The organism is Streptomyces sp. NPDC006339 (genome assembly GCF_040612775.1).
Taxonomy (GTDB): domain Bacteria; phylum Actinomycetota; class Actinomycetes; order Streptomycetales; family Streptomycetaceae; genus Streptomyces.
The window spans coordinates 1-14,227 of the sequence record NZ_JBEXQW010000034.1; the positions used below are offsets into that span (position 1 = coordinate 1).

The 14,227-nt window shown below is 72.2% G+C and carries 10 protein-coding genes, 1 tRNA gene and 1 pseudogene; 4 read left to right on the forward strand and 8 right to left on the reverse strand.

Annotation, left to right across the window (positions count from 1 at the left end):
• Positions 1–98: 98 nt before the first annotated feature.
• The 4 genes from ABZ135_RS25590 to ABZ135_RS25605 all read right to left on the reverse strand — a co-directional run bounded on the left by ABZ135_RS25590 (position 99) and on the right by ABZ135_RS25605 (position 4,462).
• Positions 99–1,889, reverse strand: a complete 1,791-nt coding sequence (locus tag ABZ135_RS25590; protein ID WP_356698598.1) for a DEAD/DEAH box helicase — start codon at positions 1,887–1,889, stop codon at positions 99–101.
• 108 nt (positions 1,890–1,997) lie between these two features.
• The gene (locus tag ABZ135_RS25595) at positions 1,998–2,402 is read right to left on the reverse strand and encodes a type II toxin-antitoxin system death-on-curing family toxin (protein WP_356698599.1); all 405 of its coding nucleotides are present in this window, start codon (positions 2,400–2,402) and stop codon (positions 1,998–2,000) included.
• Positions 2,399–2,629, reverse strand: coding sequence for a hypothetical protein (locus ABZ135_RS25600; RefSeq protein ID WP_356698600.1), 231 nt, complete (start codon positions 2,627–2,629; stop codon positions 2,399–2,401). The genes ABZ135_RS25595 and ABZ135_RS25600 overlap by 4 nt, the downstream gene beginning before the upstream one ends.
• A gap of 345 nt (positions 2,630–2,974) precedes the next feature.
• A complete protein-coding gene (locus tag ABZ135_RS25605) occupies positions 2,975–4,462 on the reverse strand; it encodes an MFS transporter (RefSeq protein WP_356698601.1) in 1,488 nt (495 codons plus the stop codon).
• Between the two features lie 202 nt (positions 4,463–4,664).
• Between ABZ135_RS25605 and ABZ135_RS25610 the strand changes: the two genes are divergently transcribed.
• The 4 genes and pseudogenes from ABZ135_RS25610 to ABZ135_RS25625 all read left to right on the forward strand — a co-directional run.
• Positions 4,665–4,739, forward strand: a tRNA-Cys gene (locus ABZ135_RS25610).
• A gap of 86 nt (positions 4,740–4,825) precedes the next feature.
• Entirely contained in the window at positions 4,826–5,977 is a 1,152-nt protein-coding gene (locus ABZ135_RS25615) for a serine/threonine protein kinase (protein ID WP_356698602.1), read from the forward strand.
• A gap of 3 nt (positions 5,978–5,980) precedes the next feature.
• Positions 5,981–8,245 (forward strand): PQQ-binding-like beta-propeller repeat protein, encoded by a 2,265-nt coding sequence (locus tag ABZ135_RS25620; RefSeq protein WP_356698603.1) that lies wholly within the window; start codon positions 5,981–5,983, stop codon positions 8,243–8,245.
• Positions 8,246–8,381: 136 nt separating this feature from the next.
• A pseudogene (locus ABZ135_RS25625) lies at positions 8,382–9,368 on the forward strand (serine/threonine-protein kinase); the annotation flags it as partial.
• A 14-nt stretch (positions 9,369–9,382) separates the two neighbouring features.
• Here ABZ135_RS25625 and ABZ135_RS25630 read toward each other — a convergent pair.
• The 4 genes from ABZ135_RS25630 to ABZ135_RS25645 form a co-directional block, all read right to left on the reverse strand.
• A complete protein-coding gene (locus tag ABZ135_RS25630; protein WP_356698604.1) occupies positions 9,383–10,567 on the reverse strand; it encodes a S8 family serine peptidase in 1,185 nt (394 codons plus the stop codon).
• Positions 10,568–10,655: 88 nt separating this feature from the next.
• Complete coding sequence (locus tag ABZ135_RS25635; RefSeq protein WP_356698605.1) at positions 10,656–11,345, reverse strand: hypothetical protein; 690 nt, start codon at positions 11,343–11,345, stop codon at positions 10,656–10,658.
• Positions 11,346–11,377: 32 nt separating this feature from the next.
• Complete coding sequence (locus ABZ135_RS25640; protein ID WP_356698606.1) at positions 11,378–13,696, reverse strand: DUF6571 family protein; 2,319 nt, start codon at positions 13,694–13,696, stop codon at positions 11,378–11,380.
• 14 nt (positions 13,697–13,710) lie between these two features.
• On the reverse strand, positions 13,711–14,121 hold the full coding sequence (locus tag ABZ135_RS25645) for a hypothetical protein (protein WP_356698607.1): 411 nt from the start codon (positions 14,119–14,121) through the stop codon (positions 13,711–13,713).
• Positions 14,122–14,227 lie beyond the last annotated feature (106 nt).

Genomic DNA, 14,227 nt, shown 5'->3' on the forward strand with positions numbered 1-14,227 from the left:
CCAGCCACTGTGAATCGAAGCGGAGCTGGTCCGCCGACAGCTCGCCCATGTCGCGGCGCGTCGTGCGTACGGGCCCCGGGCCGTTCCTCCGGACCACGTCACCGCATGCGCGTGGCCCACTCCTGCACCTTCTTGATCCGCTCGCGGATCTGCCCGGCCGTCGCCTCGGCGCTCGGCGGCCCGCCGCACACCCGGCGCAGCTCGGTGTGGATCACCCCGTGCGGCTTGCCGCTCTGATGCACGTACGCGCCGACCATCGTGTTGAGCTGCTTCCTGAGCTCGAGCAGCTCCTTGTGCGAAACGACGGGACGCCGTTCCGCCGGAAGCTCCAGCAGGTCGGCCTCGCTGTCCGGCTTCTTGCGGCTGTGCGCGATCTGCCGGGCCTGCCGCTTCTGCAGGAGGAGCTGGACCTGGTCGGGCTCCAGGAGACCGGGAATCCCGAGGTAGTCCTGCTCCTCCTCGCTGCCCGGGTGGGCCTGCATGCCGAACTCGGCCGCGTTGTAGAGGACCCGGTCGAAGACGGCGTCGGACTCCAGCGCCTCGAAGGGCAGCATGTCCTGCTCGCCGGTGTCCTCGTCCTGCTGCTTCTCGGCCTCCGCCATCTCCTTCTCGGACTCGGCGTACGGGTCCTCCTCGCCCTCCTTCTTCGGCCGGTCGAGGACGTGGTCGCGCTCGACCTCCATCTCGCTGGCGAAGCCGAGCAGGCTGGGGATGGTGGGAAGGAACACGGACGCGGTCTCGCCGCGCCTGCGCGATCGCACGAAGCGGCCGACGGCCTGCGCGAAGAACAGCGGCGTCGAGATCGTCGTCGCGTACACGCCGACCGCGAGGCGGGGCACGTCGACGCCCTCCGACACCATGCGGACGGCGACCATCCAGCGGTCGGTGTTCGCGCTGAACTCGTCGATGCGGCCGGAGGCGCCGGCGTCGTCCGACAGGACGACCGTGGCCTTGGTGCCGGTGATCTCCCGGATCAGCTTCGCGTACGCGCGGGCCGAGTCCTGGTCGGAGGCGATGACGAGCCCGCCCGCGTCCGGGATGGACTTCCTGACCTCGGTCAGCCGCTGGTCGGCGGCGCGCAGCACGTTCGGCATCCAGTCGCCGCGCGGGTCGAGCGCGGTGCGCCACGCCTGCGAGATCGCGTCCTTGGTCATCGGCTCGCCGAGCCGGGCGGCGATCTCGTCGCCCGCCTTGGTCCGCCAGCGCATGTTGCCGCTGTAGGAGAGGAAGATGACCGGCCGGACGACGCCGTCGCCCAGCGCGTTGCCGTAGCCGTACGTATAGTCCGCGGACGACCTGCGGATCCCGTCGTTCCCCTCCTCGTACGTCACGAAGGGGATCGGGTTCGTGTCGGAGCGGAAGGGCGTGCCGGTGAGGGCGAGCCGGCGGGTCGCGGGCTCGAACGCCTCCAGGCACGCCTCGCCCCAGGACTTGGAGTCTCCGGCGTGGTGGATCTCGTCGAGGATGACGAGGGTCTTGCGCTGTTCGGAACGGTTGCGGTGGAGCATGGGCCGCACGCCGACGCCGGCGTACGTGATGGCGATCCCGTCGTACTCCTTGCTGAGCGGCCCGGCGCTGTAGTCGGGATCGAGCTTGATCCCTATCCGCGCCGCGGCCGCCGCCCACTGCTTCTTCAGGTGCTCGGTGGGCGCGACGACGGTGACCTGCTGCACCACGTGGTGGTGCAGCAGCCAGGACGCGAGGGTCAGCGCGAAGGTGGTCTTGCCGGCGCCGGGCGTGGCGACCGCGAGGAAGTCACGGGGCTGCTCCTGGATGTACTTCTCCATCGCGCCCTGCTGCCAGGCTCGCAGCTTGTTGGCGGTGCCCCAGGGAGCACGGCCGGGAAAGGCGGGAGAGAGGTGGTGGGAGGAGGCGGTGGTAGTAGTCACGATCTCCGGTTCGACGCTCGTCCAGATATGACAACCGGGCCACCTTACCGGTGCGCCGGCCGCGACCCCGTACGAACGAGCCCGTGCCGCCCCTCCCTGAGAGAGTCCTCACAACTCTCGCAAAACACCCGCGATGTCCCGGATGTCCGCGAGCTCGCCGCCCGCGACCGCGACGACCAGCGCGTATGCCCGGTCCTGGTCGACGTCCGCGAGATCGACGCCGTTGACGGCGAGGAACACGGCCGCCGACAGCCACGCGGCCCGCTTGTTCCCGTCGACGAACGGATGGTTCGACGCGATCGCGTGCAGCAGTACGGCGGCCTGCTCGAACAGGTCCCCGTACATCCGCGCCCTCGGCCGGTGCACGGCGGACTCCAGGAGCGCGGGCGCCCGCAGCTCGGGGACACCGTCCCCGGTGAACGCGGTCCGGGCGATCTCCGTGACCTCGGCGAGGGTGAGGAACCGCGTCCCGGCCCCGGGCCCGGCCTGGGGCCGGGTCTCCGTCCCGCTCATGCGCCGAGCCGCTTCAGGAGCGGGAGGTGCCGCAGGGCGAGGCGCTGGGCCTCGTGCCGTACGAGGGTGGCCTCCAGGGAGACGTAACGCGCCACGGCCTCGCCGACGAGCTCCTCGACGGAGACGCCGCGGGCGTCGGCGAGGTCGGCGACGTCGTCGCCGACGGGCAGGGTCACGGTGCCGCGTGGGTCGCGGGCGTCAGGGGTGACAGGGGTGACAGGGGACATGCGCCGACCCTAGGGAGCCGCGTCGGGCCGTGCGACCGGTTTTCGCCTCCCGGTGCTGCCGGTACGGCCGGGACGGCCGGTGCTGCCGGTGTTGCCGGTGCCGCCGGGACGGCCGGTGCTGCCGGTACGGCCAGTGCCGCCGGGACGGCCGGTGCTCCCGGTGCTGCCGGTACGGCCGGTGCTGCCGGTACAGCGGGGACGGCCGGTGCTGCCGGTACGGCCGGTGCCGCCGGGACGGCCGGGACGGCCGGTGCTACCGGGACGGCCGGGACGGCCGGTGCTACCGGGACGGCCGGTGCTACCGGTACTTCCGGTGCTCCCGGCCGAGGGGCCGCGCGCCCCGGCTCACGCCCGCGTGCGTCCGGTGTCCAGCCGGGTCGCCACCCACGCGCCGATCGCCGCGACCGCCGCCATCGGCAGGAAGACGGCCGCGAAGGCGGCCGGGTGGGAGCCGGTCGCGGCGTCGGCGCTCACGGCGTGGCCGACGGCGCCGCCGCCCAGCGCGGCGAAGGCGGCGCCGCCCGCCGCGAGGAGGAGGACGTTGGACAGGCCGTCCGAGATCTGGAGGGCGGCGGAGTTCGCGCCGGCCTCCTCGGGGGCGGAGAGCTTGAGCAGGAGCACGCTCGTGGAGGCGATGACCAGGCCCATGCCGAAGCATCCCCAGGCCCAGGCCGCCGCGACGACCCACACCGGGACGGCGGTGAGCAGCACCGTCGGTGCCGTGGCGATGGCGGTGGCGACGAGCACCATGCCGGCGACGACCAGCCGTTCCCGGTACGGCTCGGTGCGCGGCCGGGACTGCACCCAGGAGCCGAGCGCCCAGGTCAGACCGCCGACGGCGAGGGAGAGGCCGGCGAGGGTGGGGCTGAGTCCGCGCTGGGTGACCAGCATGAGCGGGACGAAGGACTCCGCCGCGATGAACGAGCCCGCGGCGATGCCCCGGAGCAGCACCACGGACGGCAGGCCACGCGCCGCCCGGTAGGTGCCGCGCGGGAGCAGGCCGCGGACGGCGGGGACGAGCAGGGCCGCGCCGGCGGCGGCGGGCAGGAGGGAGAGCCAGCGCGGCTCCTGCCCGGCGTACTGGAGCAGGGCCACACCGGCGGAGATGCCGAGGGCGAGCCGGATCCGCCGCCGGTTCCACGGCGTCACGGGGGCGCCGGGGTCGGCGGGCCCGGAGGCGGTGCGCCGGATGGCGGGCAGGGCGAGCGCGAGCGGGAAGACGACCAGGGCCGGGATCCCGACGAAGACCCACCGCCAGCCCAGGTGCTCGGTGATGGTGCCCGAGGCGAGCGGCCCGACGACGGACGGCACCACCCAGCTCGCGGCGAACGCGGCCATGATCGCGGGCCTGAGGTGCTCCTCGTAGGCGCGGCTGATGACCACGTACAGCGCGACGATCACGAGCCCGCCGCCGAGGCCCTGCACGGCCCGGCCGAGGATGAACAGCCACATCGTGCCGGCCGTCCCCGACAGCAGCAGTCCGGCGGCGAAGCAGCTCATGCCGACGGCGAGCGGGCCGAGCGGACCGTTGCGGTCGGACCACTGGCCGGCGAGGACCATGCCGAAGAGGCTGGTGGTGAAGTAGGCGGAGAAGGCGAAGGCGTAGAGCGACACGCCGTCGAGCTCCCGGGCGGCGACGGGCATGGCCGTGCCGACGGCGGTGGCCTCGAAGGCGACGAGCAGGACGACGGAGACGATGCCGACGCTGAGCGCCCGGTGCCCGCGGTCGAGCACGGATCCGCCGCCGGCGGGTGCGTCGGCGGCGGAGGCAGAAGGAGCGGATCCGGCTGCGGGTGGGGCGACGTCGGCATCGCGGGGTTCGAGGGCGCTCATAGCCCCAGAGTAAGGGCCGTATCGGGTTTTGGCCCCTGTCGTGAGGCGTATCCGCCCTGCCCCGATGGTCGTACGACCACGCCTCTCATGAACGCCGTATGGCGGTCGTGTTGCGGCCCCCGGCGAACCGTTGAACCCCTGCCCCGCCCCGCCTAACGTCGTTCTCGTCAGCGTTTCTCCAGCGCACGACACCCACCACCCCGACCGTGTACCCGAGTGGCTCAGGGACTCGCCTGCAAAGCGAGTGACGTCGGTTCGAATCCGATCACGGTCTCCAGGCGTTCGCGGTCTCCCCCTGATCGTCCTGATCATGGCTTGAGTAGGCTCTCCCTGCTCGGGCGGACGATCAGGGGGGATTCGCACATGGAACGGCCGCGGCCGTACCGGCTCATCACGCGTCTGGATCCGCCGGGATCCGCCCCCTCGCCCCCGTACCGCCGCTTCGTCGCCAGAGAGGTCGCCCGAGAGGCCGCCGGCGAGTCCTACGGTGACCGTACGGTGCTGCTCACCCTCCCGCTCCCCGGCACCGACCCGGCCCTCTTCCTGCACGAGGCGGAGGCCGCCCGGCGGTTCCCGGCGCCCTGGACGCTGCCGGTCACCGAGGTCGTGGAGGCCGTGGAGGTCGCGGACGGGGCCGGTGGTCCGGCCTTCGCCGGTCCGTACGTTCCCGCGCTCCCGCTGCCGGTCGCGCTGGCCGTGCACGGCGGCCCGTTGCCGGAGGAAACGGTGCGGGTGATCGGCGCGGCGCTGGCCGAGACCCTGGCGGCGCTGCACGCGCAGGGCGTGACGCACGCCGGGGTGGCTCCGGCCGCCGTCCTGCTGACGGCCGACGGCCCGCGGCTGACCTGCTTCGGCGCGGGCCGTGCCACGGAGCGGGTGGACCGGGAGGCCCAGGCCCCGGAGCGGGCGACGGGCGGGCTGCCGCGGCCGCCGGGCGACGTGTACGGGCTCGGCGCGGTCCTCGCGTACGCGGCGACGGGCCACACCGTGCCGGAACGTTCCGAGCTGCCGTCCGCCCTGCGCGCGACGGTCACCACCTGTCTGACCCGCGATCCGGCGGACCGCCCGGCCGCCGCCGCCCTGCTGTCGGCCCTCGCGCCACCCACCCCGCACGCGACGGTGCTCGGCTCGGCCGCCTCGCTGCTGACGCCGGGCTGGCTGCCGCCCAGGGTGGTGGCGGCGCTGGCCCGCCAGTCCGCGTCGCTGCTTGCGGCCGACCTGCCGGTCGTCCCGGGGACCGGAGCCGGGGCCTCCACAGCCGGGGCCCCTGTTCCCGGGGCGGCCGTTCCCGGGGCGGCCGGTCAGGGGGCTCCCGTCCCCGGGGCGGCCGGTCAGGGGGCTCCCGTCCCCGGGCCCTCCGCCCCTGGGCCCGCCGGTGCCGCACCCCTCGCCGCACCCTCCTCCGCCACACCCGCCACACCCGCCACCCCCGTCCCGCCCGTCGGCCCCGCTGGCCCCGTCGCCGGGCACCCGTACGGTGGCGCCCCCACCTCCCCCGCCTCCCCCGGGAACTGACCGATGCTCTCCCCCCTGACCCACGACGACCCGGCCGCCATCGCCTCGTACCGCCTGCTCGCCCGGCTCGGGGCGGGCGGCATGGGCACGGTCTACCTGGCCCGGTCGCCCGGCGGCCGTACGGTCGCGCTGAAGACGCTGCACGCGCGGCTGGCCGCCGATCCGGCCTTCCGGACCCGCTTCCGTCTGGAGACCGACGCGGCCCGCATCATCGGCGACCGCCACGGCGCGACGGTCTTCGACGCGGACCCCCTGGCGGAAACGCCCTGGCTGGCCACCGAGTACGTGCTCGGTCCGCCCCTCGACGACGCGGTCGCCCTCGCCGGTCCCCTGCCGGAGCCGACGGTCCGCGCGGTCGGCGCCGCTCTCGCCGGGGCGCTCCGGCAGTTGCACTCCTCGGACGTGGTCCACCGCGATCTGAAGCCGTCCAACATCCTGATCACCGCCCACGGCCCGAAGGTGATCGACTTCGGCATCGCCCGCGCGGCCGGCGACGACCGCCTCACCAGCACCGGCGCGGCGGCCGGCACCCCCGCCTACATGTCCCCGGAACAGGCGTCGGGCCAGGAACACCCCCCGGCGGGTGATGTGTTCGCCCTCGCCGGCGTCCTGGTCTTCGCGGCGACCGGCCGCGCCCCGTTCGGCGGCGGCGCCCCGGCCGACCTGCTCTACCGGGTCCGCTACGCCGACCCGGACCCGGAGACCCTGGCCGCCCTGCCGCCGTCCCTCCGCCCGCTGCTGACCGCCTGTCTCGCCAAGGACCCGGCGGCCCGGCCGACGACCGCCACGCTGATCACCGAACTCCACGACGGGCACGGCGAGTTCGCCGACCATCTGCCGGCCCCGCTGCTCGCCGCGATCGCCCGCCGCGCGACCGACGTCTGGCACCCGCTGCCGCCCCGGCTCCCCGCCCCGGCGCAGGACCCCTACGCGCCGACGGTCCCGGCGGGGACACCCGGCGCCCGCCGGACCGGCTCCTCCGGCCTCTCGCGCCGCAGGCTGCTCGTCACGGGCGGCGGCTCGGCCCTCGGCCTCGCCGGGGTGGGCGCGGGAGCCTGGGTTTGGCTGGCCCGGGGCGGCGAGGGCTCGGGCACGTCGTCGGCCTCCGGGTCCTCGGGGTCCTCCGGCTCCGGCTCGGGCTCCGGCACGACCGGGGAGGAGAGCGGCCCGCTGCGCACCGCCTGGGCCAAGGATGCGGCCGGGGCGGCCGGTTCGGCCCCGCCGATCCTCCGGGACGCGGCCGTGATCACGATGACCAGGAACGGTCTCAAGGGCCTGAGCGCCGTCCCGGGCGGCTTCGAGTGGACCGAGCCCAAGCTCCTCCACGACGACCAGGTCACGGCGGACCGCACCACCGTCTACGGGCTGTTCGAGGACGCGTCCAACGGCCTCACGGTCAACGCGCTCGAACCGAACACCGGCCTGCATCTGCGCGAGGTCGCCGTCCTCGAGGACTTCAAGTACCCGTGGGTGTCCGGCCAGGCCAAGATGCTGTACGCGGCCGAGGGCACCCTCTACCTGGCCGTCAACCGCCGCAAGCCGGGCGCCGACAGCGGTACGTACGACTGGATCCTGCTCGCCCTCGACACCGCCACCGGCCGCGAGCGATGGCGCGCGCCGATCAAGGAGTCGGAGCCGGGGCACGGCTTCAACGTGCGCTTCGCGCGGGCGGTCGGCTCCCGGCTGATCGTCGGCCAGAGCACCCTCGACATGACCCTGACCGCCTACGACACCCGGTCCGGCAAGGTCCTGTGGACCAGCGTCGTCCCCGAGGCGTCGGACATGTACGCGACCCCGCCCGCCGACGGCGCCGAGGTCGCGGAGGACGGCACGCACCTCTACGTCGGGGCGCAGTTCCTGTACGCGGTCCGGCTCACGGACGGCCGGCACATCTGGGAGTTCGGCCACGGACGGCCGTACGGCGATCTCAAGCCCAAGCGGCGGCACTACGGCGCGCCGCTCGTCCGCGACGGCGTCGTGTACGCGGTCGAGGGGACCCGCACCCTGGTCGCCGTCGACGCCCGGCGGGGCCGACGGCGGTGGGAGGCCGACGTGTCCGCGGGCGGCGCGCCGAGCCTCGAAGCCCCGCCCGCGGCCGGATCGACCGTCCTGTGCGTGCCGAACGAGCGCGGTGTCGGCGTCGTCGACCTGGCCACGCGCCGCTACGCGCAGACGATCCCTTCGGCCGCCGTCCGGGTCGCCTCCGCCGGGGACAAGGCGTTCTACGGTGTCGGGGCCGGCCGTGTGACCCGGTTCGAGGTGCGGTGATGCGAGCCGCAGTCGAGAGACGCGCGGCGATGCGAACCGCAGTGCAGCGAGACGCCGCGATGCGACGCGCAGTGAAGCGACGTGCAGTGAAGCGACGTACGGCGATGCGACGCGCAGTGAGAGGAACCGCGACCCCGTGAACCCGCTCTCCACCGGAGACCCCCTCCGGCTCGGCCCGTACCGGCTCCTCGGCGTCCTCGGCGAGGGCGGCATGGGCAAGGTGTACTTCGGCACCGACGGCGCGGGCGGCACCGCCGCCGTGAAGGTCCTGCGCCCCGAACTCGCCTACGACCAGGGCCTCGCGCAGCGCTTCGTCCGTGAGGCCGAGATGGCCCGGGCGGTCACCGGCAAGGGTGTGGCGCGGGTGCTGGGGGCGCAGACGGAGGGCGGACGGCCGTGGATCGCGGCCGAGTTCCTCGCCGGTCCGACGCTGGACGAGGCGGTGCGGACGTACGGGCCGATGGACGAGCCGACCGTACGCGCCCTGGGCCACTTCCTCTCCCGTACGCTCCACGACATCCACGCGGCGGGCCTGGTCCACCGTGACCTGAAGCCCGCCAACATCGTGCTGACCTCGTCCGGTCCGCGGGTCATCGACTTCGGCATCGCCCGCCCCGAGCACGGTCTGACGCTGACGACGACCGGCCAGATCCCGGTCACGCCCGGGTACGGGTCGCCGGAACAGGTGCTGGGCCGCCGGGTGGGCCCGGCCTCGGACGTCTTCTCGCTCGGCGCGGTGCTCGTGTTCGCGTCGAGCGGCCGCCGCGCCTTCGACGGGGGGCATGTGGCGGCCGTGCAGTACGAGGTCGTGCACGGCGACCCGGACATGAGCCTGGTGCCGGCCGCGCTGCGGCCGCTGATCGGCCCGTGCCTGGCGAAGGATCCGGCGCTGCGGCCCGCACCGGCGCAGATCGCGGCTGCCGTCACCCCGCCCAAGGGCGCCGACCGCGCCTGGCGCCGGGGCCCGCTGGCCGACGACATCGCCCGCCGGGAGGCGGCGACGGCCCGGCTGGTCACCGTCCCGGGACCGCCGGGCTCCGGCGGGGCGTCCCGGCGGCGGTTCCTCGTGGGGCTGGTGACCGGCGGAGCGGTCCTCGCGGTGGGCGGCGGCACGGCCGCGTACGCGCAGCGCGAGGACTAGGCGGGCTGCCGCCCGCGCCGGTGGTCGGCGATGAGGAGCGGCGTACCGACCGCCATGCCGAGCAGTCCGGCGGCGCACACCCCGAGCGCGATCCAGAAGCCGGTGCTGTGCCCGTCGCGGCCGGGCCCGGAGGCGACGGGTGCGGCGGCCGAGGGCGTGGCGCCGACGGGGGACGGAGGCGTGGGGGTCGGGCTGGGGGTCGGCGTCGTGTAGTCCTCGAGCGGGTACACGTCCGGCGGGCCGGGGTCCCCGGGCGTATTCAGCGCCCGCCTCGGCCGTACGGCTCCGTAGCCGATGTAGTCGCTACGCACCTCGCCGCCCTCGGGTCCGGAGACCGTGTTCAGCAGTACCTGGAGCACCTGGTTGCGGGTCCAGTCGGGGTGGGCGGACCAGACGAGGGCGGCGCTCGCGGCGGCGAGGGCCGAGGCGATGGCCGTGCCCTTGGACCTGCACAGGCCGGTGCCTCCGGCGCAGGCGCTGATGATGTCGGAGCCGTGAGCCGCGAGATCCACCTGGGGGCCGACGCCGGTGCCCTTGATCCAGGTGGCGTTCCGGTCGATGGCCGCCACCCCGACGACGCCGGGCAGTCTCGCCGGCGTCTCGACGAGCCCTTCCTCCAGGAAGGTGTCCCCGACCCCGGCGAAGATGAGCTTGCCCTTGGCCATGGCGTACGCGACGGCCTCGCGCACCTCGGCGGACGCCTCGTACACGGGGACGCTGACGGACACGGAGATGATCCGGGCGTCCGAGTCGGCGGCGTGCCGCAGCGCGGGGACCAGTCCGGCGTTGACGGCCTTCTCCTGGTCGGCGAGGCTGCCGTTGCGGCGGTACCCGTCGCTGATGTTCAGCGGCATCACCTTCGCCCCGGGGGCCAGCCCGTACGCACTGGCCTGCCCCCCGGGCCCCTTCCCGGTCCCCGCGATGACGGCGGCCGCCGTCGTCCCGCCGTCCTTCGTGCCGGCGCTCCCGGCCCCGGGAAAGTCCACCTCCCCCACCAGCCGCCCGGCGAGCTCGGGCACCTCCTTGACCCCGGTGTCGATCAGCGCGACGGTGACGCCCTTCCCGGTGCTGCGCTTCCAGATGTCCTCGGCATGCAGGGCGCTGAGATGCCACTGCCGCGCCCTGACACTCTCCGCCTGCGCGGGCCCGGCGGCCACGACGACCACCAGGCACCCGACCACGGCGGCCAGCCCACGCCATACCCCCCGAGCCGCCACGCCGCTCCTACTCACGCTGTTCCCACTCCGCTTGCCGGCCAACGGAGGGAGCCTACTTGTCTGCTTCCTGGTGAACCTGTTCGGGACTTGCAACCGGATCACGCGCTGACGACGGGGACGCGACTGCTGGGGGCACCCCGGTCGCCAGCTCGTCCCCTTGGCAGCCGAGCTCCTCGGAGATCTGCCGAGCGGCGGCGTTGGCGAGGGTGGCCATCTGCACGCGCCGCTGCCGATCCTCTCCCAGGACCGTGCCGGGACCACGCACACTCGTCTCGACAGTGATCGCGTGCGCGGGCGCCTCCAGCCTGCACATGAAGTAGAGCTTGGCCAGACCGGCGGACGAATAAGCACGCGCCCCGGTGGCGAAGTAGGTGGCTTTGTCCGCGAGCATCGGGTCGACTGCCGGGACCTCCGGGGTCGCATTCACCTCGACCTGAAGGTCTTTCGGGCCCTTCTGCGCGGGCAGGAGCCAGCAGTACTTCACCGGCTGCGGCCGGTATGTCCGGGCCAGGGGTGTGCGGGATGCCGCGCGCAGCTCGTCGAGTGCCTTGCCCGGCTCCGACAGATCGTCGGTGAAACGTTCGGCACCCATGACGGATTCGAGCGCGGCTGACGCCGGGGCATCCTTCGCGAAGGCGCCGCAGACCTCGGTCGCGCCCCCACCGCCCTGCTCCGTCGCGCGGTCACTGCCACCGCCCCCGTCGGAGCAACCCGAGAGCACCGCGGCCAGGAAAACTGCCACACCGATCCTCGTCGGCACAGAGCGCATGCGAGTCACTTCTTCTCGTACGGGTCGGGAAGCGAATTGTCCCGGGAATGCATGCGCGCGCCCCGGACGTAATTGACCAGCTCTTCGTCGAGATAGTTGCGGTCCCGCTCCGTCCAGCCGGAGGCGTTCGCGTAGGCGATGCCGGGCCTGAGCGAGTTCTCCTTGCCCATGGCCAGCGCCTCGTCCTTCAGGTCGTCCGACTTCTTCTTAAGGAGTTCGTCCTTCTCGTACTTCTCCGCGATGTCGTCGGCCTCCATACCGATGAACGTCGTCACGGCACCGCCCACCGTCTCCGCGGCCAACGGCACGAGTACGCCACCGGCACCGCCCGTGAGAGCGACGACACCGCCCGCCGCGACGGCTCCTACACCGAACTTGACCCATTCGGTGGTGCGACCGACGGCCTTCTTGTGCTCCTCGGAGTCCTTCTCGTAGTCCTTGTCGATCTGCGCCATGCGGGACTCGTCCATGATTCCCTGCGCCTCCGACCCAATGCGCAGGGTCGTCCGCGCGTCCGTGAGGTCCCGCTCATCGAACGCGGAGCCGGGCTTGGGGCCGACCTGGTCCAGAACGCTCGTCGTGTACAGCGTCTCTGCCGACGACAGGGTGGCGTGGCCACTCTCACTCTGCGACACGATGCCCATGAAATTGACGGCATCGCCCCGGTTCCAGAGCAGCCCGGTGTCGAACTCTGCGCCGAAGCGGGACTTGCCCTTCTCGTCGTTGTTACCGAAGGGGGAGTTGGTCTTCTCCTGCATCGTCGTGTCGCTGTCGGTCTCGAGGGAGCGGTTCAACTCGTCGATGTAAGCAGCGCCCATCTTGCCGAGACTGTCGTCGATGCCCGGCTGCTCGTGCATGTACTTCGGGTCGCTGCCGTACCGCTCGACGACCTTCTGCATGACCTCCGCGTTCTCCTTGGTGCGGACGTCTTTGAGGCCGTCGGCGACGGCGTCGTACGGATGGCCGGTGGTCGCGGACTCAAGTGCGTGGCCGAGCGCGTTGTAGCCCGGCTCCCTCGTCATATCGCCCTTGTCATTGAGCTCCTCGGGCCACTTGCGGTCCTTGGAGAAGTAGTCGAAGGGGTCGAGCTTCTTGTCGTCCTTCGTGTTCTCGGGCGTGAGGTCGACGGGGTTGTTGAAGAAGTCCGTCGACGCCTTGGGGTTATGTCCCAGGGCTTCCATGAATCCGATGACGGGGTCCTTGCCGAGGTCGCCTCCCTGCCAGTTCAGGTGGCTCGGCATGCCCCCCATCTGCTGCCAGGCGCGGTCTGCGCCGAGGCGGCCGTCGTGCGTCATCTTCCGCTCGGTGATGACAAGCCCGTTGCCGTAGTCACGAAGGAACTTGTCGTCGAAATCCCCGACACGCATCAGGTTGCTCATGACCTGGAAGCCGTACGGGCTGGTTCCGCGGGTCTGGATGGGTTCACTGCCGGCCTTGATCAGGTCGGCCTTCCACTGCTCCATCTCCGGGCTGTGCGCATGAGTCGCGGTGGCGAGAGTGAGGCTCCAGTTCCTCTGGAGTTCCGCCAGCTTGTCCCGGTGGTCGACGCCGAGGCGGGAGCCGTCGCTCGGGTCGCCCATGTCGGCCCAGTACTGCATGCTGCCCTTCGGGCCGACCTCCAGGGCGAAGCGTTCCGCGAAGTACGGGTCGTCCTGATTGGCCTTGAAGAGGGTGTTGAGCTTGTCGATCTCCGCAGGACTGGCATCGTCCCCCTTCTTGTACAACGCGTACGCCGCCTTGGCGTCTTCCGCGTCCTGGGCCTTCGATGCCGCCTTGAGGGAGTCGTAGCTGGTGCCCGAGAAGTTGTTCTTGTCCGGCCCGACGAGAGCACGCAAGGCCCGGGAGGCGACGTCATCGGCGTCGTTGGCCCGGGTGACGGCTGCCTTGATGGCGGAGCGCATCGCCTCGAAGTCCGCCGGTTGAGGCTTGGGCCCGTCGTAGTTCTCGGGCCGCCGGTCGGGATGGATCAGATAGCTGACGACGCCGTCCACGCCGATGCGGATTCCCTTGCCGGGCGCCTGCTCGACGAGCGTCTCCAGCTCCTTCTTGGCGGCCTGGAACTCGGTGTGCGCGTCGCGCAGGATGTTGCGAATACTGGTGGCCTCAGTGAGGGCATCGCCGAACTCCTTGGCGGTCTTCCTTACAAAAGCCTGTGTGACGCCTGCGTTCTCGCCCTTCCAGTCGGCCTTGTCCGCCTTGCTCCGGAGACCTGACTCAGCCTTCTCCTTGGTCTTCTGCAGTCTGGTCACCGTCTCCGACCAAGCCGTGACCGCCTCGTTGAGGCCGCCCAGCCTGGCATGGAGGACCTGGTCGAACTTGAGCATCACGGACCTCTGCTCTACTTGAAGTGTTCGTTGATCATGGACATGGAGAAGTTGGTGGCCAGCGTCTCCTCATGGTTCGCATGGCCCACGATCGTGTCCTCAAGGTGATTGTGAATGTGCGCACAGGCACTCAGAAGCGTCTCCGCCTGAGTACGCCAGGTGTCCCACATGGTCCACATCGCCGATCCCGTCAGGAATCCGTCGGTATCCAGGCTCTTGGAAGCGCCATACGTCTGGGCGCCGGCATGGAACGCGTCCGTCTCGAACCAGTGAAAGAGTTCCTGGGCCTCGTTACCGATCGCCTTGAGATCGGGCGAGGTCACTTTGTAGTCGGCGTCACCGCCTCCAGCGGGGTCGGTGGGAACTCCATTGAGCCGCGTGGCTGCGGCATCGCGGAGTTGTCGCCACTCCTCGTCGAACGACATGCTCTACTCCCAAGGATGCGTAGTGCTTCGGTCAACGGCGCCGTGAGCTCATCGACGACACGACGATGACTGTCTCGACGAGGGGAACGGGATGGGTGCCGTCCCG

Bases quoted from the DNA above. Each gene is read 5' to 3' on its own strand.
- ABZ135_RS25595 (WP_356698599.1), bottom strand. From the start codon at position 2,402: ATGAGCGGGACGGAGACCCGGCCCCAGGCCGGGCCCGGGGCCGGGACG.
- ABZ135_RS25600 (WP_356698600.1), bottom strand. From the start codon at position 2,629: ATGTCCCCTGTCACCCCTGTCACCCCTGACGCCCGCGACCCACGCGGC.
- ABZ135_RS25605 (WP_356698601.1), bottom strand. From the start codon at position 4,462: ATGAGCGCCCTCGAACCCCGCGATGCCGACGTCGCCCCACCCGCAGCC.
- ABZ135_RS25615 (WP_356698602.1), top strand. From the start codon at position 4,826: ATGGAACGGCCGCGGCCGTACCGGCTCATCACGCGTCTGGATCCGCCG.
- ABZ135_RS25620 (WP_356698603.1), top strand. From the start codon at position 5,981: ATGCTCTCCCCCCTGACCCACGACGACCCGGCCGCCATCGCCTCGTAC.
- ABZ135_RS25640 (WP_356698606.1), bottom strand. From the start codon at position 13,696: ATGCTCAAGTTCGACCAGGTCCTCCATGCCAGGCTGGGCGGCCTCAAC.
- ABZ135_RS25645 (WP_356698607.1), bottom strand. From the start codon at position 14,121: ATGTCGTTCGACGAGGAGTGGCGACAACTCCGCGATGCCGCAGCCACG.